We start from the raw sequence: 22,322 nt of genomic DNA on the forward strand, positions 1-22,322 counted from the left end.
GCACGGCAGGAATCGGCTCAGGGTCTATTCATTCTTGGGGGAGCAACCGCCAGGACGCTAAGCGCGCCAAGCCCATGCCAATGCCGAGCGGCTTTCTCTTGGTGTTCTTGGCGTCTTGGCGGTTGCTCACCTGTCTCTGAGCAGCCCTCACTCATTTTGACGCGGCGGCCGCGTGATCTCTTGGCCCGGCGTTCTTCACATACTTGTCCATCCAGTTGACCATCTCGGCCAGCGTGTGCAGGACCGATTCGCGCGCCGCGTAGCCGTGCGCTTCGTAAGGCAGGGTCACGTAGCGCACCGTCGCTCCATGACCTTTCAGCGCCATGTAGAACCGCTCGGACTGGATGGGGAAGGTGCCCGAGTTATCGTCCGCCTCGCCGTGAATCAGCAGGATCGGCTCATTAATCTTGTTGGCGTACCAGAACGGCGACATCTTGGCGTAAATCTCCGGCACTTCCCAAAAGGTGCGCTGCTCGCTTTGGAAGCCGAAGGGCGTCAGCGTGCGGTTGTAAGCGCCGCTGCGCGCGATGCCGGCGCGGAACAGGTCCGAGCGCGCCAGGAGATTTGCCGTCATGAAAGCGCCATAGCTGTGGCCGCCAATGCCGATGCGGTCGCGGTCGGCCACGCCCATTTCGACGACCTTGTTGACCGCGGCTTCGGCGCTCGCCACCAACTGTTCGACGTAGGTGTCGTTGGCCGTTTCGCCCGGCCCGACAATCGGCATCGTCGGGTTGTCGAAGATCGCGTACCCTTGCGTCAGCAAGAGCAAGTGTGACGGCCCGCTCACACGGGTGAAGCGATAGGGCGAGCCCGAGACCTGGCTTGCGGTGTCCGTATCGGTGAACTCGCGCGGGTAGGCCCACATCAGCATCGGCAGCCGCTCGCCCGGCTTATAGCCCGCCGGCAGGTAGAGCGTCCCCGACAGCTTGACGCCATCCTTGCGCTGGTAGGTGACGAATTGTTTCGTGACTCCCGCCAGCTGCGGCGCGGGGTCTTTGAAGTCTGTGATGGCGCGCCGACTCCCCGCCGCGAGATCGCGCACGAAGTAATTCGGCGGGTTCCGCGGCGTCTCGTACTCGGTGAGCACCGTCTTCGCGTCGTCGTCGAGCAGCGCGATCACCGACTCGTAGGTCTTCTCCGCCGCACGGAAGAGCCGCTCAGTCTTGAGCGTCTTCAGGTCGAGGCGGTCGAGAAATGGCCGGTCACCCTCGGGCGACGCGCCCTGGCCGATCAGGTAGATGAAATCGCCGCGCTGCAAGATCGCGCCCGTGTTTGTGGCGAAGCCAAAGCCGCCGCGGCTGCCGCCATCGCCCGTGTCGCGACGCACAGGCGAGCCGGGGTTGTTGTAGGCGTCCTGCTGACGGCGCTCCCAGAGCTTGCGCGGCTGGGTGCCGGCTTCGAGAATCCAGGTGCGGACGCGCCGCGTCGCGCGGTCCGTCTCGCTCAGAAAGGCGAGGCCCTTCTCGGTGTAGCTGAGGCCGCCATACCGCCACTCGGTCTTCGCGACTTCAGCGGGCGCGTCCGCAAACGGCGCCGCCAGCGCGACAACGCGGTCGCGGAACGGCACTTGATTCTTCGGGTTGCCTTCGTCGAGCGCCTCGGCCCAGAGGAGGGTCGCGGGCTGGTCGGGCCGCCAGCGGTAAGCGCGCGGGCCTGTCTGTACGCCGTTGACCGGCGTGCCTTCGCTCGATGGCACGTCGGCAATCTTCTTGACGATTTCGCCGCGGCGGCTCCAGATTTCGACCTCTTTGGGGAACCCGTCCATCGGCACCAGCCTGGAGAATGGCCGTTTGAGTCGCGATACCAGAATGTACTCGCCGTCGGGTGACGCCGAGACGTCGTCCAAGATCGCCGGGCGTCCGATCAGCGTCTTGCGTCCCGTGTTACTGTCAATCGTCGCAAGCTGGCTGGTGAAGTAGTATTCGAACAGCTCTTCATCATGGTTGGTTTTGATCAGGTCTTCGTAGGTCGCGGCGGGGGCGGCCTTGCCGTGAGTCTCCTGGACGTTAGGGCCGGACGGCACGGTCGGCTCGACAGGCGCCGGCCCGCGGTCGGCAGGCACCAACTGGCACAGCAGCGTCACGCCATCCTTCAGCCAGTCGCAGGGGTCGCCGGTGGTGGCGTTCAAACGCTCCGCCCCGCTGATCAGCTTCGCCCGCCCGGTCGCCGTGTCAGCGACCCACAGCTCGATGCCGTTCTCTTTTGTGTTCGTGAACGAGAGCCGCCGGCCATTGGGCGAAAAGCTGACGCCGCTGATGTTCGGGTCGGGCGGCACGGTGACTTTGATTTCGGTCCCGTCGGCGACTGATTTCAAAGTGATGCCGGTGACGCCGCCGCCGCGCTGCTGGCGACCGTTGGTTTTCGGGTTGATGCGCATGCCGGCGATGCGGTGGATGGGCTGGGCCAGTTCGGCGATAGTCGGCATGCTGCGGCGGTAGAGCAGCGCAACCGTGCGGCGGTCCGGCGCGATGACGAAGCCGGGGGTCGGCGGCGCGTCGAGAATATCGACGATGACTTTCGGCGGCATCAGGTAGCCAGACGGCGTGGCCGTTTGCTGGCGCGTCTGCCCAAACTGTACGGCGGCGACCGCTAAGACGAGCGCAGCGGCGAAGGTAAGCATTCTTACTCTCATGGTAAACCCTCCTGTTTCTCCACTGGACTCAGGTTGTTTAAGGAGTGCGCATTATATCAGCGAATACGGCCAATATTAAGCATTAAGACGGTATTCCAGTTGAGTTGCTCACATGTGGCGATCCTTCGATTGAGCCGAAGGCCAGCACCTGGCGCTCACCCAAACTGCGATGGCTTTCGCATCTCAACCGGATTGTCACCCCACGAGAGTTTTTAGGAATCATCGTTACCGGAGCATAATAGCTCATATGGAAGAAATATCAGAACCCATCATGGCTGCCCCTGATGTTATTGAGTTGTGCTCAAGGCTAGAGAAAATAGGCATCATAATTTGGATAGATGGCGGCTGGGCTGTCGATGCCTTACTTGGCGAACAGACCAGGCCGCATAAGGATCTCGATATTGCCATCCAATGGAAGGATGTGCCAAAGCTTTACGAGCTATTGGCAGCGCGAGGGTACAGGCAGATTAAGGAAGACAGTAAGTGGAATTTTGTGCTCAGTGACGATCAAGGCCATGAAATTGACGTTCACGCCTTCGTCTTTGGTGAACGGGGAAACGTGGTGGAGGGCATTATGTACCCTCCAGCCTCCCTCACTGGAACTGGCTCCATTGATGGTCAAACGGTGAGGTGTATTTCGCCAGAATATATGGTCAGATTTCTGACTCCCTGGATACACAAATGGCCGGAGAAATATGTAGACGCCGTATCGAGGCTGTGCAAACAATTTGGTATTAAGCTTCCGCAAGAATATACAGACTCCTTAAGGTCGCAAGCATGAACGAAGACCTTCGGATGGAACTAATGAATATGTCCTCTAAGGACCAGCACGTCCGTGAGGAGCTTGCAGCGGATGGCAGCCTCTTTGAGGGGTACCACCCTCGGATGCTCGAAGTCCATCAGCGCAACGGCAAACGGCTGGCAGAAGTCATTGATCAGTATGGCTGGCCGAGGAAAAGCTTGGTGGGCGAAGATGGTGCGGAAGCCGCCTGGCTCATCCTGCAACACGACATCAGTAACCCGACGTTACAGCGGCGATGTCTTCCGCTGCTTGAAGCCGCGGCCAAAGCTGGAGAGGTCCCCTTGTGGCAGCCGGCCTACTTGTTAGATCGCATCCGCTGCAACGAGGGTAAATCACAGGTCTACGGCACCCAATTTGACTGGGATAGGCACGGGCAAATGAGCCCCTTGCCGGTTGAAGATATTGAGCACGTGGATGAGCGGCGGGCCGCAGTCGGCATGGGCCCCCTTGAGGAAGATATACAAAAACGCAGGATTGCCATTGCCCAAACCAATGAAAAGCCGCCGGCAGACTGGCATGCCAGGCAGAAGGCTATTGAAGAGTGGGCATGTTCGGTGGGCTGGCGGGACTAAGAAAGTGACAGCTTAATCCGCTTTTGTCCTTCCTCTTAAAATGCTCTATGGCGTGCGATTTTCAGACCCGCTGACCTATGGCGTGATCGCGGTAATGTTGCTGCTGGTCGCGCTGCTGGCCTGTTCGCTCCCGGCGTGGCGGGCAGCGAAGGTCGCCCCGATGATCGCTCTGCGATACGAGTGAACAGGTTGCAGCGCTCCTCCAGATTTGCAGCGTTGGGAGGTCTACACCTCCGCGCGAGAAAGATTGCCCTTCTCGTCTCAAGCGAACGAATCGTCTTCATTCGCAGCGTAGCGCCACCATTTGATCTACTCTGGTCGCTCGTAGCGCGGGCACGCAGCAGGCCAGCAACGCCACCGCCATCAACAGAAAACTGATAGCGGTGAACGTCGCCGCGTCCGTCGCACTGACGCCGAACAGTAGACTCTTCATCAAACGGGTCAGGGCGAATGTGGCCATCAATCCAACAGTCACCCCCACAAAAGCCAGTTTCATTCCTTGCCCGATGACCAGCTTCAGCACGTCGCGCCTCTGTGCGCCAAGCGCCATACGAATTCCTATCTCGTGCGTGCGCTGGCTGACCGAATAGCTCACTACCCCGTAGATGCCGACGGCCGCAAGGGTCAGAGCAAGGCTCGCGAAGCTGCCCAGTAAGATCATCTGGAAACGTTTGGGCGCAAGCTCGCGGGAGATGATCTGCGGCATTGGCCTGATGCCGTAAACCGGCAGACTTCCATCGAGACCTAATAACGCGCTTTTTATCGAACTGGCAATTGTCGACGGGTCCGACTCTGACCGCACCACGAGAGCGACGTACGGGATGGGCGATTGCGAGTAGGGCCGGTACATCTCAAGCCCTGCTTCAGCGTCCAGCCGCTGATGCCTTGTGTCTCCTACTACGCCTACAATGACGCTCCAGGGGCCTTGCGGTCCTGAAGAGCTTATCCGCTTGCCCAGCGCATCTGCATCAGGCCAGAAGCGGCTTGCAAAGCTTTCATTAATGATCACGACAGCTTGAGACCCCGCCGTATCGCGCTCATCAAAGCAGCGGCCGCGCAACAAAGGGATGCTCATCGTGCGGAAGTAGTCAGGGCTACAAAGGTGGAGATTCGTGTGGAACCCTTGATTAGGAGCAGGACTTGGCCATCCTTCGATGAAGAACTCATCTACGGACTCACCACCTGTCAGAGGCAGGGGGCTGACTGTCCCCGCCGCTTGCACTCCGGGCAGGCTCTCCACGCGCTGAAGCAGTTCCTGACAAAAGGTTACTTGCTGGCTGCGTTCGGGGTACCCGGATTGCGGAAGCGAAACATGCATAGTCAGCACGTTTTCGGGGTCGAATCCCAGTTTGACTTCGGATAGACGCAAGAGGCTTTTAATCATCAGCCCGGCGCCCACGAGCAGCACCATGGCGAGCGCGATTTCTGAAACGCTCATCAGACGTAGAGTGCCTTTATGGTGAAGGCTCGAGCTTACTGCGCGCGATCCTTCTTTGAGTGATGCATTCAAATCGACCTTCGAGCCTTGCAGCGCCGACGCAAGGCCGAAGGCAATCCCCGTCATCAGCGAAGCCAGCAGGGTGAATATGAGAACGCGACCGTCAATGGCAATCTCTTCTGTGCGCGGCAGGTCGCGAATGTTCAAAGCGGCGAGTCCGCGCACGCCCCAAAATGCAAGCAATAACCCCAGCCCGCCACCAATCACGGCGAGCAGGATGCTCTCGGTGAGAAACTGCCGGAGTAAGCGGCGGCGGCCAGCGCCGAGCGCCGCGCGAATCGCCACCTCCTTCTGCCGCGCCGCGGCCCGCGCCAGCTGTAGGTTGGCGACGTTGGCACAAGCAATCAAGAGCACGAATCCGACCGCACCAAATAAGACCCAGAGCACTGGTTTAACATTTCCAACAATGCGCTCTTGCAGGGGTTCTAGCTCTGTGCCCCAGCCGCTGTTTGAATCCGGGTATTGTTGTTGCAGCCTGATCGCAATGGCGTTCATCTCCACTTGAGCTCGCTCGATGTTCGCCCCAGACTGAAGACGAGCGATGACATTGATAAAGTGACTGCCGCGCCCCGGCCGCAGCACGTCGAGTGCGAGCGGCGTCCATATTTCAGCTTCATAGGGAAGACGCAAGCGATCAGGTAATATTCCGACAACGGTGTAGCTTTCGCCATTGAGGGTGATCGAGTTGCTGATGATAGAGGGATCGGTGCCGAAGCGCCTTTGCCATAAGCTGTAACTAATGAGCGCGACGCGGTGACTGCCGGCCCTTTCTTCTTCCGGCAAGAAGGTGCGTCCCGCCACAGGCTTGATGCCGAGCATGGGGAAGAAATCGGGGCTTGCCATTGCGCCCTGTAGTCGCTCCGGCTCACCGTGGCCTGTGAGATTGAAGCTCCAGCCGCTGAAAGCTGCCATGTAGTCAAACGACGCGGATTGCTGTTGCCAGTCCTTGAAGTTTGGGCCGGATGAAGGAAATCGAGGAAAGCCGATTGCCGGGTTGCTATCCCAGACCCAGACGAGACGGTCTGCTGCTTCATACGGTAGTGGCCGAAGCAGGACCGTGTTGACCACGCTGAAGATGACGGTGTTGGCACCGACGCCGAGGGCGAGCGTGAGCACAGCGACCAAGGTGAAGCCCGGCTGCTTGCGCAGCATTCTCGTGCCGAAACGCAGGTCCTGCCACAGCTCTTCGACCGCCCGGACGCCGCGCGCGTCGCGGCACTCCTCTTTCGCCTGCTCGAAGCCGCTGAAGTCGCGAAGTGCCGCACGGCGGGCACTGCTCGGTGTCATCCCTTGAGCGAGATTCTGCTCGACCATTCGCTCCAAGTGGTAGCGCATCTCCTCATCGAGTTCACGCTCCATCTTATTCTTGCGCAGCAGCGCCCGAAGCCGCCCCTTCAGTCGTATGAGCATACTGTTACCTTCGCATTAAGCGTCACGTAAGATTAAGTCAATTGCGCCTGAAAACCGCTCCCAGGCCTTGCGCTCGGCATCGAGTTGCCTCCGCCCCGCGGCTGTGATCTTGTAGAATTTGGCCTTGCGGTTCTTCTCAGACGCGCCCCACTCGGAAGCTATCAGCCCGCGCGCTTCCAGCTTGTGCAGTGCCGGGTAAAGCGACCCCGGCGTGAGCCTCACGGCTTCCTTGGAAACGATTTGCATTCGCTGCATCAGGTCCCAACCATGCGCAGGATCAGACTGAAGCATCCGCAGGATGAGGAGTTCCAGAGTGCCCTGTAGTAGGTCTATCTTCTTTGGCTTTTTCATCCGCCTTCCCGCCTTCCTATCGTCCTACGATAGGAAGGAGTATAGCCCGCCTTCCTATCGCAGGTCAATAGGAAAGGCTATAGGTGTAGGTTCGATGGGGGATAGAATAACCGCAAGAGGAGGTGGGTCCCTGAGTCTCTTCCAAAGAACCCTGCCGCAAGCACAACCCCAACAAATCGAAGGCTATGTCTGCGGCTTTGCTGCGAGCCTACTCGACGCGCGGGTGTCGCAGACATCTTTCAAACAGGAATAAGATCGACCGAGCAAGACTTGGATCTGTATTTTATTCAATAACTCGGAGACCCTAGGCGTGTTGCCCCGGCTGCCTTGCCGATCCTCAACTAATTGTTTGAATAGCGATGTGCGGCATGCATAATTGATACTGAAGGCTTTGGTGTGGAGAAGCTTGAAGAGTCTAATTACAGGGACTAAACAATGATGACCTCGTTTCGGACGTTTCTCTTTTCACTAAGTAGTTTGCTAATCCTACTGGTCTGTTCGGCATCCGCACAACAGTCGGGCGGGCGATCCAGTCAAACAAGTGACGAGAAGCTGTCCGGTATACAAGTGATTCTGGAGCAACCCCCAAGTGGGAAGCGGCTGGCGACACAAACTGACGCCAGCGGCAGATTCAGCTTCCGCGATGTGGAAGCCGGCAAGTACAAATTACTCATCGGCTGTAGCAGTTCCAATGCGGGGTCGGCGCAGCCTGAGAAGTGTTTGGCAGAGTTTCAGATCACCATCACCGACAAGAGCAGCGGAGAGATAACCGGCAAAGTCGGGAAGAGCGAAGATAAGAAATAGGCAAACCGTTCCTTTGCGGAGATCGCGTTTAGATGCCTCCGATCACAGGCGTCTGTTATGAAGAGACTTCTGATTGCCCTTACACTTTTTGTCGCAGCTTCTGTTGCACCTGGGCGAACCGCCATGCCGGAAATGCCTCAGGCCGGGCCGCGCGTCGGTAAGCCTGTCCTGATACCTACCCGCTATGAAGACCACCGCTTTATTGCTATACCGACTACGGGGGATAACGTCATCCTCTCGCTCTTTACGGATTCAGCGGGAGGTCTGTTCTTATACGAAGACGTAGTCAAACGACTTCACTTATCACCCATTCGACTTCCCGGCGCGACAAGTAAGAGCGAGCCGCTCCGCGCTGTCGCTTTGCCGCAGTTCAAACCTGCAATGGCTATCCCCCCGCCGCTCGGGAGCGAAGGGGGCCGGCTGTTCGTCTTTCCCCGGCAGCAGGGCGAGAAATCAAAGGCTATGGTGAAGCATGACGGGATGCTTGGCCAGCAGTGGTTTGCCGGACGCGTGTGGATGTTCGATTATCCCAATAAGCGGCTGCTCTGGCTCCATGCGGACGACCTGCCACCCCACGATAAGGCTCACGAGGTGAGCTTGGGGTTTAAGACGGACGAATCGGGTAAGCGGGTGGCGAATTTCGCGCGCCTCCCGGTTGAAATTGATGGCGAGGTGATGGATTTCCTATTTGATACCGGCGCGACGAATGTACTGCCTGAGGATGTGCTTGAGAAGCTTGGTGACGGCGGGCCGGCGGAACGGGCCACGAGTTTCCTGGTCAGGTCAGTCTTTGAAAAGTTGAAGAAGCGTCATCCGGACTGGCGCGCATTCGATGGCATTAAGACGCTGACCGGGAACGCAATGATTGAAGTGCCGAAGATCAAGATCGGGGGCTACGCCGTCGGGCCGGTATGGTTTACTGTGCAGAGTGATTTCGCGTTTCACACCTACATGGCGCAATTTATGGATAAGCCGACCGAAGGCGCGGTCGGCGGGTCGGCGCTGCACTATCTACAGGTGACGGTTGATTGGCCGAAAGCGGTGGCCGTTTTCAATTCCCCTCAATAAAGGCGATGTAGAGCGCGGCTTTCGATGTCAACCAGCGCAGGCCACTGGCGGTGTACCCCGGGCCGTGATGCTGCGGACATAAACCTTTGTTTCCTGGTAGGAGCCTGCCGAGCTACGGAGAGTCCGAATACCTTTTCCCGGCAAAACCAAACGTCAGGTTCCAGCCAGACTTCAAGAAGCCACATGCCTGGGATATGGGAAAGAGGGTCGGACGAGTCTGCAAGCTCGCGAAGATCGAGAACCTTCGCATTCACGACCTGCGGCACTTTGCAACCACGGTCCTGTTTATGAAGGGAATCCCCGATTGATGATTTCGAAGATGACAGGCCACAAAAACAGAGGGCTCAAGTGCTGATAGCACTTGAGCCCTGAGCTTAAGAAGCAGACGGTAGAGATGATTGCAGGAGAACTAGGTAGCACACCTACTGGCACAATGCCCGTTTCAGACCTAATCCAATGACCGCAAAGACCCCTAACCTACTGTAAATGTTGGCGGAGCCGACGGGACTCGAACCCGCGACCTCCGACGTGACAGTTTGAAATCCCTCATCTTCTCCGCCAGTATTTAGGTTTCCTTTCAACAGTTTAGTGCGACACGAAGCGACACCAAATGACTTGAGATGTCCCTTATCAGCACCTCGGAGTATCATAAATCGTATCATATGGATTAGAACTGATATTCTTTGGCAAAATCCGCAATGGTCGCGCCAGTCGGCACTGAATCAGAATTGCCGCTTCCACCCAGGATTGACGCCGCCGCGCGGGCAGATTATTGATTATGGTCCCTCTTTGGGTGAGGGCGTTCTCCGTCCGTCATTGGTTTTCTCCTCATTTGTTCGCTTGTTTTAACTGGAAGGTGATGCCCGCCGAGAGGGTGTGATTTACGAATTTGAATGCTGGTGGCAGCGACCCATATCGGTACTTCAAAGTGATGCCGATAGCGTCAGAGACCATGAGGTCGAGGTCTGAACCAACATAATGTCGCGGTTTCTTCCTCAGGGTGGTAATGTCCTTGCCATCGATTGTTTCAGTAAAAGGCTCTGCCGACCGCAGCAGCCTAACTTTGTATTCCGTGCTGAAATTGATGCGCTTGAACTTAGGCGGGTGCAGCATTACAAAATAGGCATTAGCTCCAAACTTCCACCTCCAAAAATTCCCAAGCCCTTCGGAATTTAGCTTATGCCTGTAATTGTGACCGCCTTCAAACCCCGCCATAAAATCAAATGCCGCAAAGGTCCCTTCGCCAAAACGCTTGGGTGGCAGCACAAGCGTTCCATCCAACTCGGTCGTGACGTTGCGGTTTCGATTGCTCTTGTCGAATTCAAGGCCGACGACATCGGATTTTAATATCAGTCCCTCTGCCCGGCCTAATACAAATATCTTTTCATAGGTGGCGGAGGCCATAATGCTGTCCGGGTCAATATTGCTCTCTGACGCGGCATCCACTTCTGCCCTTGGCCCGAATGATCCCCAGCGATTGAGGCTAAACAGGTATCCCAGCTTTGACTCAAAGGAATAGAGCGGCTTACTCCCGCGCGCTCCCACTGACGTACCGCTGAAATAAATATCGGCGTCGGATTTTCCTTTGGCCGCGGCGAACGCGGCACGGGCTCCGGTCTTTTTCGGTTCTCCTATAGTGAATTCAGGGAAATTAGGTAATTGAAGCCTGATGGTTATTCGCTCCCTCTTTGGATCGAGGGTTTTATTAATTATTAGAGAAGGCAGCCTGCCAACGCTTGGAGTCTGCGCCACAGTCACCTCATCAGGAATGAAACGGGCCTCGGCTCCGTCTTCTAGATTGATTGTCCTAATGAGCCAGTTCTCCTTCTTCTTCAATGCCTCTTCGCTCGGAACGTCTTTTCCAAATATCACCTCAATCGTGCTGGACCGTGGGCCGGGTGTGAGCGCGGCACCTCGTATAACAAAAACCAAGTTGCCTTCATCAAAGCCATAGGCAGAGATAGCCAGATGAGAGAACAGGATGGCTACAATAACAGAAGACATTATTTTCATGAACATTCGACCCCCCGTTTCTTTCACTTAATAAGTGAACGTCCCACTGTGTCTAATGAGTTGAACGAAATTACGACCAATCCATTGGCTGTCTCGACAACGAAAAGCCGCCCAGAATTTGCGCCAAGTTGCAGTTCCAATCAAACGGTTATCCAGGAATAGGTAGCTTGTACCGCCACAGAGACGGCGCTAACAGTCGTTGGAATGGGTTAGTGAATGCCGCTGTAAGGCAGCTCATCCGACACAACGCCCAGGCTCGTTAGGGATGCGGCCTAATTTGCTTGATCGCTCTTCAATCCGGACAGCCTGCATTTATCCAACCTTCGATCACTTGAATTTTAGCGTCGGGAATGAATGGCCCCCCTAGAGGCATTCGACCTGACGCGGGAAAGCCAATACGCAAATCGATAATCAGATTCGCCTGGTTTCCCCTGCCGTTGCCGATTACGTCCGGCTGAATCAAACGCTTGCCATGCCCGACAGCAGCCAGAAGTTCAGCCTTGGTGTTCCAGGAAAATGTAGGACCATGCCCTGATAGGTTGGCAGGGCCATTTGCCTTTTCCCAAGCTGCCATCCCATCTTCGAGAATCTTTTTGACGTCAGCGAAGCCCACTGTGGTGAGGGCATTGTTGAGATTCGAGTAGCTCATAGTACCTCCTGAAATCAGACTACGGAACGACGACATCATTTCAGATCAGCCAAAAACTTCGACATGACATGGCTGACATTGAGTCGCTTTGGCCCCACAATAGGCTTGTGGGTTATGTCTTCGGTAACTCGCTTTGTGTTATGGCAACTGAAGCAGTTTGGATTATCGAATTGCGTAAATGACTCCATGGCCGTGCTCGATAACCTATCTTCACCAGCCACCATCGCTCCATCGGCATCAGTGCCTTGTCCGGGCAGATTCTGAAATAACATGTTCGACTTAAAATCCCGACCCGGATTATCCAGCCAAACGGCTCCAACTAACTGATAATGGCGACGCTTATCTTTTTTATCTAACGGGGTGGTATCAAACAGTTGGCGCATGACCATGTTTAGGTCGGCTATGTCACCATCCTCTTGAAACTTCAATACCCCCTCCACCTTTAACGAATCATCAGACTTCGAAAAGGTAAACATTCGATAGACAGAGGTTTCTACACCCTTTTTGAATTTCTGAGCCGTTTCATCGAAACTGTTGACAAGGTCCTGCGGGCTACTCGGGGAATTTGCGCCAGCCACGCTTGTGCCTGCCTTGAACAGAGGCCAATTCGAATTTGATATAACCGTACTCCCAGGCAAGTCCGGATTGGCGGGCGCCGCTGGCGCATTGTCGCGGATACCATGACCGTCCGCGCCTATATGCTCAAAGGTAGACCAAATGAATTCAGGATGATTCTTCAAAACAAAGACAACATGAATTGCGATAAGGGCCACCGTGACCTTGCGGCTCGCGTTATCAACAACCAAATTGCCATTTTGTATTTTGAGTCTGGGCACCAACGCCTTCGTCGTAAAATAGTTAGACGGGGGGGCGTCGTCATTGACAATTTGCCATGCTGACTTCAGCTCAATCGCGCCCTGACCAAACTCAAGTTTTTCAGGGTCGGCGTTGATCAATGCGTCCTTTGTTGTCAGGCCATTCTGCCTGATAAAATTTGCAAACACATCATTCACGTGTATCGCGTAGTAGATGGGGTTGCCATTTTGATCTATCAATATGCCCCTGAGCCCGGCTTGATTGATGCCAGCGCCAATTCCAGGGGAATGGTTCGATGTGGGAAACGGCTTTTCATTCGGCGATTGGATCGTCCGCGGCGCTAAGCTCAGTATCCCTGATTGCTCTTTAGCAAATTCAGGAGCCGCAGGCGCACCGAAAAGATCTTCGATTGTTGAGTATGAAGAGAGAAATCTCGGGCGGCCATTCGAATCCGGTTGTGTCGCATACAAGAAGGTCTGCCATGCGGCCTGGTAGAACGGACAGTCCGGCTCGGGATGCGGTGGCGGCTGATCGAAGGTCGGAATGGGAGTGGTGGGGAGCCATTCAGGATGAGCCGTTAAGCAGGGATTATCCGCGACCATTCTCGGGCTTGTGGGGTTGGCAGAGGTGGCAAAAGTCATGAGCCAAACAGATAATATCCCGCCCCAAACACAAAGTATCGCGCACAAAATAAAAAGTCGACGCATGGTTTAGCCTCCGAGGTACTTGATTGCCAAGTTTCTGAGTTAAACAACGATTGCCCAGAGTGGATATCCTTGTTAGCTTCGACCTGGGCTTAAGCTGACGCCCGGCTTGAATTTTCCTGAACCGCTACGACCACTTCAAAAATCTTGGTGTCTGCGCCGTTCGGTATGTCGCTCCTATGGATGTCACACCCGGCCTGACGCACACCGTTGAAGACGCATTCTCTAAAAATGAGGCGCAGATTGTCGGTGATGAGCCCGGCCTCTTCCAGAGTCTGGTCGCTATTATGCGAGCCTGAAGGCAAACATCCGCCTACGATGAAGGCAGACTGCGTAAGCGTGAGGCACGGCTGCGAAGATGTATCTTCGGCTGCCTCTAAGGCGCGCAATTGCTTGTGAGCCCGACCTTCGCCTGTCCGGCCCCCGCGCTTGCTCGCCGCGTTAGCTTTTCTGCCCTCGTTATCTGTCTCTTTTGCCTTTGCCATATCTTCTCCTTTCTATCAGTGGCATTTCACATGGGCCTGATGGCCTCGCTCATGTTATGTGCCTTCAAAGCGACTCGCGCCGGCGGGTGGCCCCTAGGTGAAACCTCCACGTGATCACGAATCCAAGATGTTGATGGCGGCGGTTACTGAATGGCGTAAGGCCTCCTCTTTGACGGCCTCACCCCTTTGGAGGCTTTCGGCCATGGCTTTCGGAGCCAGGCCGGGTGCCGAGGACGCCAGCGCAGCTCTGACGTTCTTTATCTTCTCATCAAGCGCCTCTCTAGCCTGCTGCGATTGTTCTTTGGCATGCTGAGCCGCGTCTGCCCTTTGCGTCTGTCGGTTGATCTCGTCTTTGAGCATTTTTTCATTCTGCTGGGAAGGCAACCTGCCAAAGTAGTACCCGATGATGACAAAAATGATCGGCTCAAGTCTGCTCACCACTCTTTCATCAGCTAGGGGTCTGATCCATCCCAGTAGCGCTGCGCCATAAAGAAAAACGAACAAGAATGTCAGCGCTACCATCACCCAGCTTTTGAGGGCGTTTGTTATATCCTGTCCTCGGGTGATATCGTGTATTGGCTTGGCTGTCATATTATCATCCTGTTACCGGGGCCAGCCGTGGCAACAAATACATTGCAAAATTGGCTCGAACCGCTATATAAATGCAGGCTGTGCCTGGCTCCCCGAGCAGAATTCACGGAAGCTGATCGGCGCAAGCACCCGCTGAAAGCGCTTAATTCATTGGAAGACAACCCTTGGGGTTACGTACGCAATACACATAAATAATCTCCTTTTTCAGGGTCTCCCCTGAAAGGGTGAATGCGAATTAAGGCCAAAGCGTTTGTCGCCTTCATAAGGTAACGCACCAAATCGCTCTGGGATGTATCATCCAGGCGGAGCACGTTTCATTTGCCCCTAGACGCAAATGTTCCGCCCCATTGAGGGGCTGGACCGGATCGTCTACTTCGCACGAGAGAGATGAGCCATATGTCCTCTTCTTCAGGAATCACAAGGCTCCTTATCGCTTGGTGTAATGGCGACCAGGCCGCGCTAGAGAAGTTAATTCCCTTGGTTGAAAAAGAGCTGCACCGACTCGCGCATTACTATATGCGTCGCGAGCATCCCGGCCATACACTGCAAACGACCGCTTTAGTCAACGAAGCATTCCTCCGGCTTATAGATCAGAAAAGAGTACAGTGGCAAAATCGTGCCCACTTCTTCGGCATCGCAGCGCAGATCATGCGCCGCATTTTGCTTAATTATGCCCGTGACCGAAGCCGCCTCAAGAGAGGGGGAGACGTCATGCAGGTATCACTTTCAGAGACCGATCTAATATCGCCAGAAAAATCAGATAAGTTGATTGCATTGGATGATGCGTTGAATAAGCTGGCCTTAATCGACGAGCGGAAAAGCAGAGTCGTCGAATTGCGGTATTTTGGCGGCCTGAGCGTTGAAGAGACCGCAGAGGTGCTTAAAGTTTCGCGGATCACCGTGATGCGCGACTGGAATATGGCCAGGGCCTGGCTGGCAAGGGAAATGGCCAATGGAACATAAAGACTGGCAGCGCGCCGAAGAATTGTTCCATGCGTTATTGGAGTTGCCCGCTGAACAGCGGTGTGCCTACTTCGATCATGCCTGTCCGGAGGACGCAGCGTTGCGCGCAGAAGTCGAGTCTTTGCTCTCCGCATTCGAGTCTCGACGGGGGTTTATAGAGCAGCCCGCCTTCGGCCTCGGCATGAGCGTGCTGTCAGGGGCTTCGGCCCGAGAATCGTTTCTCGGGAAGCTGATCGGCCCATATAAGATCCTGATGCTGCTAGGCGAGGGCGGAATGGGAGAGGTTTATCTTGCTGACGACCTGCGACTGGGCCGCAAAGTCGCTCTCAAATTCCTTTCCGCTAAATCGGTTAATGATGCCTCGGCCAAGAGGCGGTTGATGAAAGAAGCTCAGGCGGCAGCTAACCTGAATCACGCCAATATCTGCACCATACATGGTTTAGAAGAAATTGACGGCTATAGTTTTATAGTCATGGAATATATTGAAGGGGAAACGCTCGCCTCCCTCATACAGCAAGGGGTTCTCGACCTGAAGCAGATTCCCGACCTCGCTATTCAGGCCGTAAGGGCGCTGGCGGAGGCGCATTCGCATGGCCTCATTCACCGTGATATCAAGCCGCAAAACATCATCGTCACCTCTAGCGGACAGGTGAAGGTGCTCGATTTCGGCTTGGCCAAAGTCATCCAACAAAGAAATCCCGCACGTGGCGCAGCACATAGCGAAAGCCACAACTCACAGTTGGGCCTGGTAATCGGCACACTGACCTACATGTCTCCAGAACAACTGCGGACCGAGAGGCTCGATTTTCGCAGTGACATTTTCAGTTTTGGCGTCGTCCTTTATGAGATGATAAGTGGAAGCAATCCCTATTTACGAAGGAGTGACGCTGAAACCATATCAGCCATTCTAACGGCGGACCCGCCGCCGCTAACGAGTATAACCTCCGATATCACGGCGGAGCTTTCCCTCATCGCACAGAGGTGCCTGAACAAATCCAGAGAGCAACGCTACCAATCGGCAAGTGAGCTGCTTCTGAGCCTCGACCATTGCCGAACCGCGTTAGCAGCCCAGCCACAACTTTCTCTGTACTTCCGTCTACGCAGTCTTGTGGTGCTGGCTTTGACTTTCTTGCTGTTGATGGGCGTTACGCTTATACATTCTCGCGTGACAGGGGTTCGGACCCTGGCGGTGCTTCCGATGTCCAACGACAGCGGCGACGTGAGCCGAGGGGAGTTGAGTGAGGGGCTCATGGACGGCCTGATTAACAGGCTATCACAACTATCTAAACTTAAAGTAAAAGCGCCGGCCTATGTTTCCGCATATAAAGATGAGAGCCTTGATCCGCAGAAAGCCGGCCGCGACCTCAATGTTGACGCGGTGCTGTACGGCTCGATCATGCGCAGGGGGGAGTCGCTGGTCCTTCGCATCTCACTTATAAATAGCGCTGACGGCTCACAAGTATGGGGAGCGGAGTATGATGTAAGCCCGGCAGAAATGCAGACGCTCCAGGAAGAGATTTCCGGCAAGATCGTCTCAAGCCTACAGCTCTCGTTAAGTGAGGATGAAAAGGGACACTTACGCGCGCAACAGACGTTAAACCCGGAAGCGAGCAAATGGTATTATCGCGGCCTATATTACTGGAAATGGAGAGATGAGAAAAACATTCGGATAGCGATAGACTGCTTCAATCAAGCAATCAGGTTAGCCCCGGCGTTTGCGAAGGCCCACGCCGGTTTGGCGGATTGCTACGTACTCCTGAGCACCGTTGCTTACGGCCCGCCATTAACAACGAAAGAGGCAATGACAAAAGCGAAGGCCGCTGCCCTGGCAGCCTTGGAGATAGATGATTCGCTATGCGAAGCGCACACATCACTGGGAACCGTCTTATTGAAGTATGATTGGAACTGGCAAGAGGCCGAAAGAGAATTTAAGCAGGCGATCAGCATTAAGCCAAACTATGCCCCCGCCCACCTCTATTATTCATATCTCCTGAGTTTAATGGGCCGCTGGAGCGAGTCCATAGTGGAGAGCGAAACGGCCAAAGAGCTTGAGCCGTTCTCTCCTATGTCGAATATAAATCTCGCACGCGCGCTTTACTTCGCACGACAATATGACAGGGCGGCTGGCAGCCTGCTCAAATACCTTGAAGAAAATCCGGATGATGCGAAGGCCCTGAATGTGATTGGCTTCATATACCAGCAGAAAGGGATGTCGAAATCAGCTATCGAATCGTTTGAGAAGCTGTATTCTCTCAGCAAGGTCTATGGTGCCGCCCCTCTTGGGTACGCCTACGCTATGGCTGGCCGGAGGGCTGACGCGTTAAGAATTCTAAGCGAGTTAGACGAGCTATCTAAGCAAACCACTATTCCTCCCCAGGAAAAAGCGATCATCTACATCGGGCTCGGCGATAAGGATGAAACATCTTTGTTGTTGCAGGAAGCGTGTAGGGAGCGTTTTACATCACTACCTTTTCTAATAATTGATCCGGTGTTCGCTAGCCTTCGGTCAGATCCGAGATTTGCCGATCTCCTCCGCTGCGCCAATATGACGCAGCAATAGCCCACGCTGATCATTCTGCATTCCTCTGATGGGCTAACTTATCAACGCCGAGCCGTAAAGTGGACAAGGATTGTGTGACGATAAAGCCATTCGAAATTGCCGCGTCACCGTCTGCGCGCTGGGCCGCTGCGCCGGGTCGGCGGCAAGCATATCCGAGATCATGTTGGATAATGCTGAAGGCACGTTCCGCCTCAATTTTAGTATCGGAGGCGGCCCAGAGTATACCAGGAGGGTTGCGGTTAAGAGAAAATAAAGGGTTGCTCCGAGGGAGTAAATATCTTCGGGCGCCCGCGACTGCCCGCGGGGCACATTATGGCATTCGGGCGCAGAAAACCCTGGCGTGTTCCAAGTCAACGGGTCAGGCTCGTCAATCGGGCAAGCGCCTTCGAAATCTACTGGCCTGAGTTGCCCATCCTTCGCCACAACTACATTGGCAGGCTTGCAATCACGCCATACCCAGCCAGCCGCATGTATCTGCGATACGATGCGCGAGAGCTGGATACCATATTGAAGCACCTGGGGAATGGTCAGCCTCCGGCGCCTCTTATTAAGCCATTGCTGAAGATTTTCGCCGTTCACAAACTCCATCGCCAAGTAATAGTTTCCCTCAACTTCAAAAGACGAATAGAGGCGAGGCACATTGACGCCGGCGGCTTGTAAGCAGTTAAGGACTCGTCCCTCGTTCTCAGCTCTCCAGCGACCATCCCGACCGTCCCAGTTGACCTCACCGCCAGCGCGCCCCTCCTTCAAAATACAAAGGCGCGGCGGACTCATCGTGAGGTCTATAGCTTGGTAAACTCCCCCTTTACCTCTTTGAGCCAGCGCGCGGAATGCCCGGAAAGCTCCGTTGAGCGGACTATCTGCGGTCCTTGCCCTTTGCCGGGCCCGTTTAGTATCGAAGGGGTCCGAAACCCACGTCAGCTTTGCCGCGCTTGCCTCACGGTCGTCTGAGACTAATTCCCCGCCTGGGCCTCGTATTGCAAGGGTGCGCGTGCCATCCGGTTTTTCGATTTCCAGAGGGACGAATGCCCCGTAACGATAATAGACACAACTTTGCGTTCGGAATCTCTGATCGAATGGCACGACAGGAGCTGACATTCCCAGAGTAAGTTCATGCAAGCGCCGCGCGAGAAACACGGCCTGTTCACTATTATGCGGGTAGACCGTGATAAATTTTCCGACCTGACTATACCCGTAATACAAGCCCGCGTTAATGCGGCTCAACTCCTGAAGCGAAGAAGGCGCCTTAAAGAGAACCTTGTGAGCCTGCAGGAAAGGGGCGACGGTTTGCAGCACTTCAACAGCGGTGAGAATATTTGCAGAGATGCGGAGCTTCCAACCTTGTTCAGGGTCGCTAGAAATAGACGTGCGGCTATACCTCCACAACGCCCCTTTCGATGCGACGGGCAGGAAGCGCGCGCAAAGCTCCTTCCAGGAATTGCCGAGCGATTGAGCGAGGCGAATCGCCTCGCCGTACGCCGGCTCACCGTGATCTTCACTGCCACGAACGCATTCGCCCATAGCAAGACAGGTCTCCGTTGATGAACGAAATCCTTGAAGAATGCTGGACCGAGAAGTCGGCGTTCACAACGGCCGACTGGAGGCCTGCCAAAGCATTCCCAGTCAGCCGAAAGCATACCGACGTATCACGGCCTTGCGTACCTCAAACGGGCTGCATTCGGAAGTTTGACGGATGCCTCCAGTTTAAGGGGCGTCCCACTCTGTGACCTGTATTTCTACGGTTCGACGCCTTCCCCCTCTGGAGGAATGTCCGCATCGATTTTATCGTCTACCTCTCCATCAAACTTCGTTGTGGTGGCAACGGTACAGACGGCATTAGCCACTGCATACACGGCGCTTTGGATTATGAGAGGGTCGCCTTTCTTGCCATCCTCGAGCTTTAACCGCGCCAATTGCTTCGGGCTGTCAGCTCCGAGAATGGTCTCCAGGTAAGTTTGCCATGCTTTGGAATGTGCGCCCTTCAGAACAGCCGCGATTGATTTCTTCTGGACCTCGTCGGCAAAGGCCTGGTCTCGCCGCGCTTTTTCTCCTGCGTTCTTCAGTTTTTCTTTGACTCTCTTTGGCATAGCTATATCCTCCCTGCGTATTTTTTTATAGAGGGGTCTTCTACAAGCCCACTATTAAGATCAACAGGCCTGATGCTTGTACTGTCCAGTACCAGCTTTCCATTCTGGGCGTACTGCATCATGCTTGCCCCGTTGAAGGTTGATTGTGCTGGATCGATCATGGGCAACGGTGGTGCAAAGGTATGCCCATTGGGAAATTTCAGATGAAATATCCAAGGGACTGGCCGGTCGTCTCTTGCCAGAAATTCAGCCGCCAGTAAATGTGAGCAGTACACTCCCGGTGAATATCCGTTGTCGATTATGCCCTGCACCCACGCTACGTAGTAGTCAAAGAGCTTATCCGTCGCTGGCGGGCCGCACTCAATATCCAGATACAATACGGATGATCGTGGGAAGCCAGCCTGCTGAGCCAAATCGACCGCCTCTCCGGCATCGCTTTGTCCCTGAACAGTCGTGAGGACATGTGATCCCGGACCTGGGAGTTGCTGCTGACCAACATAGATTGGGGCGAAGCCAAAACCGAGATCCTGCAAGAAGGCGCGGTTTTGCATCCAGCTAGTGTCGGAATGCGATGGCGCTGGCGCAAGATAGAAGCCCGTCCATGATACTTGCGACTGCGATTTCAAGGATCGCATGAAATCATCGCCTGGATACTCTGATCTATCGAATCCTAAGAAGAAACTCATAAGCTTTACCTTTGCAACATTGCGACAGCACGCTTCGGACAATTAGCGAGGTATACCTTGTTACACCGCGAGGCGGGTTGTGACCCACAGGAACATCCCCTCGATAACCATATCACCAGACGGTGATTAGACTAACAATAGATCGGCCACGCCTGGATCAATCTACAAGAATCGATGGTTAGCTCTCTCCGTCGCCAAAATCAGGCTATTATATTCTCCCAGCTTATAACGCACCAATTCGGTCTACAAGGTATCATCTACTAAGAATGCTATCTAAACCCAAAGAGGAGTCGAAGATCACCAACCGGGAGGGAAGGTTTAGCGCCAGACCCTGATCACAAGTATATTAGGCTGTGTCTGCGCTTCGTTACAAATTGGTTTCTCGCTGGTCACAATAAAGGTGACAAGACGGACTCGAAGAGGTTTGAGTTTGCTGATGAATCTTCAGCTGACGGTAAGCAAACCCGCCTGTATTTTGACCGAGCGGCAGGCAAAACTGCAATCAATGACACGCTCACCGCTTTGGTACTGTAATGAAAAGCTGCGACTTGTCGCAGCATTCCAAAGCCAAATCCATTTGAAAACCGCACTTGTATTACTTCATTAGGTTCTACGGACTGCGTGCAGAAGTCCATTCCGCTTTTCCCCCACAAAAGCAACAAGCGCCTGTCCAGGTGCATAGCAACCGCTGGATCTCCTGCCTCGTCTGCGGGAGCGTCCATTGTAGTTCCTGACTTCCGCAATTCTATTCCAGTCACAAGAAGGCGTGCGCCAGGAGCCCTAGGCTGACGTGGTGCTGCTACTCCATCCAGCTCCGACCCTCCTTGCCGGAGAGTATAGGTCTTCATGTCTTCTGCTGAACCAATTCACGTCTATTGCTATGCCTTTGGCCTCTCCGCCTACACCTTCTGGACAGCCGTGTAGCAAATCGACTCTTCAACTCCAGCAACTTAAATGAAAAGCTCACCAATCGATACGGAGGTTTAAAGGTATTCTATCCCAGAGATTGCCATCTTATGGTGCAAATTGAATCCTTGGTAGATCGGCGCATAAAAAGGAGCAAAGCAGTCAAAAAGAAATCGTCCTTAGAGTATATGCGAAAGATATGGATAATTGATCATTGAAAAGACGATAGAGGATTTGATGAACTGCTATTTCCCTATCAAAGCACCATCAACGGACACCACGCGACACCAAGTGGCAATGGACTCCGGCTGGCAAGTCGGAGGTCTAACTTGCGAAAACCCACAAACACCTTTTATTTCAAGAACTTACAAGCGGTCAGTATCACTAATCAGATCACATTGGCCTGCAAGAAAAGAAAAAGCCAGCATACACTGGCTTTAACTTACTGATAATAATGGCGGAGCCGACGGGACTCGAACCCGCGACCTCCGACGTGACAGGCCGGCGTTCTAACCAACTGAACTACGACTCCGCGCTGCGAACTTTCAATGTCAACTCAGGTAAACCTGGTGGGCGGTACTGGGTTCGAACCAGTGGCCCCCGGTTTGTAAGACCGATGCTCTACCGCTGAGCTAACCGCCCCTTTAGGCGAAGCTTGACTATAGCCGCCCGGCAACGCCACTGTCAAGCTGTCAGTGAATTTCGCCGTATGCTTTGCAGGCTCA

At 54.6% G+C, this 22,322-nt stretch carries 18 protein-coding genes and 2 tRNA genes; 7 read left to right on the top strand and 13 right to left on the bottom strand.

What is annotated here, in order from left to right; genetic code table 11:
• Nucleotides 1-151: 151 nt before the first annotated feature.
• Nucleotides 152-2,632 (bottom strand): prolyl oligopeptidase family serine peptidase, encoded by a 2,481-nt coding sequence (locus VJ464_15335; protein HKQ06507.1) that lies wholly within the window; start codon nucleotides 2,630-2,632, stop codon nucleotides 152-154.
• A 247-nt stretch (nucleotides 2,633-2,879) separates the two neighbouring features.
• Between VJ464_15335 and VJ464_15340 the strand changes: the two genes are divergently transcribed.
• The 3 genes from VJ464_15340 to VJ464_15350 are packed head-to-tail and all read left to right on the top strand — an operon-like array spanning nucleotide 2,880 to nucleotide 4,190.
• Nucleotides 2,880-3,413 (top strand): nucleotidyltransferase family protein, encoded by a 534-nt coding sequence (locus tag VJ464_15340; GenBank protein HKQ06508.1) that lies wholly within the window; start codon nucleotides 2,880-2,882, stop codon nucleotides 3,411-3,413.
• Nucleotides 3,410-4,006 carry a DUF6624 domain-containing protein gene (locus tag VJ464_15345; GenBank protein ID HKQ06509.1) on the top strand — a complete coding sequence of 199 codons (597 nt, stop codon included), beginning with the start codon at nucleotides 3,410-3,412 and terminating at the stop codon, nucleotides 4,004-4,006. Before VJ464_15340 ends, VJ464_15345 begins: the two co-directional genes overlap by 4 nt.
• A gap of 52 nt (nucleotides 4,007-4,058) precedes the next feature.
• Complete coding sequence (locus VJ464_15350) at nucleotides 4,059-4,190, top strand: hypothetical protein (GenBank protein HKQ06510.1); 132 nt, start codon at nucleotides 4,059-4,061, stop codon at nucleotides 4,188-4,190.
• Nucleotides 4,191-4,286: 96 nt separating this feature from the next.
• Here the strand turns inward: VJ464_15350 and VJ464_15355 are convergent, their stop codons facing one another.
• A complete protein-coding gene (locus tag VJ464_15355) occupies nucleotides 4,287-6,914 on the bottom strand; it encodes an ABC transporter permease (protein HKQ06511.1) in 2,628 nt (875 codons plus the stop codon).
• Between the two features lie 15 nt (nucleotides 6,915-6,929).
• The gene (locus VJ464_15360) at nucleotides 6,930-7,265 is read right to left on the bottom strand and encodes a PadR family transcriptional regulator (GenBank protein HKQ06512.1); all 336 of its coding nucleotides are present in this window, start codon (nucleotides 7,263-7,265) and stop codon (nucleotides 6,930-6,932) included.
• Nucleotides 7,266-7,700: 435 nt separating this feature from the next.
• On the opposite strand from VJ464_15360, the gene VJ464_15365 reads away from it, so the two are divergent.
• Together VJ464_15365 and VJ464_15370 are read left to right on the top strand one after the other, a co-directional pair.
• Nucleotides 7,701-8,069, top strand: coding sequence for a carboxypeptidase-like regulatory domain-containing protein (locus VJ464_15365; GenBank protein HKQ06513.1), 369 nt, complete (start codon nucleotides 7,701-7,703; stop codon nucleotides 8,067-8,069).
• A gap of 57 nt (nucleotides 8,070-8,126) precedes the next feature.
• Nucleotides 8,127-9,137: a hypothetical protein gene (locus tag VJ464_15370; protein HKQ06514.1), complete on the top strand. Its 1,011-nt coding sequence runs from the start codon at nucleotides 8,127-8,129 to the stop codon at nucleotides 9,135-9,137.
• An 828-nt stretch (nucleotides 9,138-9,965) separates the two neighbouring features.
• Here VJ464_15370 and VJ464_15375 read toward each other — a convergent pair.
• From VJ464_15375 to VJ464_15395, 5 genes are all read right to left on the bottom strand, one after another.
• Complete coding sequence (locus VJ464_15375; GenBank protein ID HKQ06515.1) at nucleotides 9,966-11,156, bottom strand: hypothetical protein; 1,191 nt, start codon at nucleotides 11,154-11,156, stop codon at nucleotides 9,966-9,968.
• Nucleotides 11,157-11,442: 286 nt separating this feature from the next.
• Complete coding sequence (locus tag VJ464_15380; GenBank protein ID HKQ06516.1) at nucleotides 11,443-11,799, bottom strand: hypothetical protein; 357 nt, start codon at nucleotides 11,797-11,799, stop codon at nucleotides 11,443-11,445.
• Between the two features lie 35 nt (nucleotides 11,800-11,834).
• Nucleotides 11,835-13,322 carry a hypothetical protein gene (locus tag VJ464_15385; GenBank protein ID HKQ06517.1) on the bottom strand — a complete coding sequence of 496 codons (1,488 nt, stop codon included), beginning with the start codon at nucleotides 13,320-13,322 and terminating at the stop codon, nucleotides 11,835-11,837.
• A gap of 89 nt (nucleotides 13,323-13,411) precedes the next feature.
• Nucleotides 13,412-13,804, bottom strand: coding sequence for a hypothetical protein (locus VJ464_15390; protein ID HKQ06518.1), 393 nt, complete (start codon nucleotides 13,802-13,804; stop codon nucleotides 13,412-13,414).
• A 114-nt stretch (nucleotides 13,805-13,918) separates the two neighbouring features.
• Nucleotides 13,919-14,395, bottom strand: a complete 477-nt coding sequence (locus VJ464_15395; protein ID HKQ06519.1) for a hypothetical protein — start codon at nucleotides 14,393-14,395, stop codon at nucleotides 13,919-13,921.
• A 387-nt stretch (nucleotides 14,396-14,782) separates the two neighbouring features.
• Between VJ464_15395 and VJ464_15400 the strand changes: the two genes are divergently transcribed.
• Both VJ464_15400 and VJ464_15405 read left to right on the top strand, forming a co-directional pair.
• Nucleotides 14,783-15,358, top strand: coding sequence for a sigma-70 family RNA polymerase sigma factor (locus VJ464_15400; protein ID HKQ06520.1), 576 nt, complete (start codon nucleotides 14,783-14,785; stop codon nucleotides 15,356-15,358).
• Nucleotides 15,348-17,918: a protein kinase gene (locus VJ464_15405; GenBank protein HKQ06521.1), complete on the top strand. Its 2,571-nt coding sequence runs from the start codon at nucleotides 15,348-15,350 to the stop codon at nucleotides 17,916-17,918. The genes VJ464_15400 and VJ464_15405 overlap by 11 nt, the downstream gene beginning before the upstream one ends.
• 33 nt (nucleotides 17,919-17,951) lie before the next feature.
• On the opposite strand, the gene VJ464_15410 is transcribed toward VJ464_15405, so the two are convergent.
• The 5 genes from VJ464_15410 to VJ464_15430 all read right to left on the bottom strand — a co-directional run bounded on the left by VJ464_15410 (nucleotide 17,952) and on the right by VJ464_15430 (nucleotide 22,239).
• Nucleotides 17,952-19,439, bottom strand: a complete 1,488-nt coding sequence (locus VJ464_15410) for a protein kinase (GenBank protein HKQ06522.1) — start codon at nucleotides 19,437-19,439, stop codon at nucleotides 17,952-17,954.
• Between the two features lie 215 nt (nucleotides 19,440-19,654).
• Nucleotides 19,655-20,005, bottom strand: a complete 351-nt coding sequence (locus tag VJ464_15415) for a hypothetical protein (GenBank protein ID HKQ06523.1) — start codon at nucleotides 20,003-20,005, stop codon at nucleotides 19,655-19,657.
• 2 nt (nucleotides 20,006-20,007) lie between these two features.
• Entirely contained in the window at nucleotides 20,008-20,691 is a 684-nt protein-coding gene (locus VJ464_15420; protein HKQ06524.1) for a glycoside hydrolase domain-containing protein, read from the bottom strand.
• A 1,361-nt stretch (nucleotides 20,692-22,052) separates the two neighbouring features.
• Nucleotides 22,053-22,129: transfer RNA gene (locus VJ464_15425), tRNA-Asp, on the bottom strand.
• Between the two features lie 35 nt (nucleotides 22,130-22,164).
• Nucleotides 22,165-22,239 (bottom strand) — tRNA-Val (locus VJ464_15430).
• Nucleotides 22,240-22,322: the final 83 nt, after the last annotated feature.

The sequence above is a fragment of the Blastocatellia bacterium genome, from assembly GCA_035275065.1.
Lineage (GTDB): Bacteria > Acidobacteriota > Blastocatellia > UBA7656 > UBA7656 > DATENM01.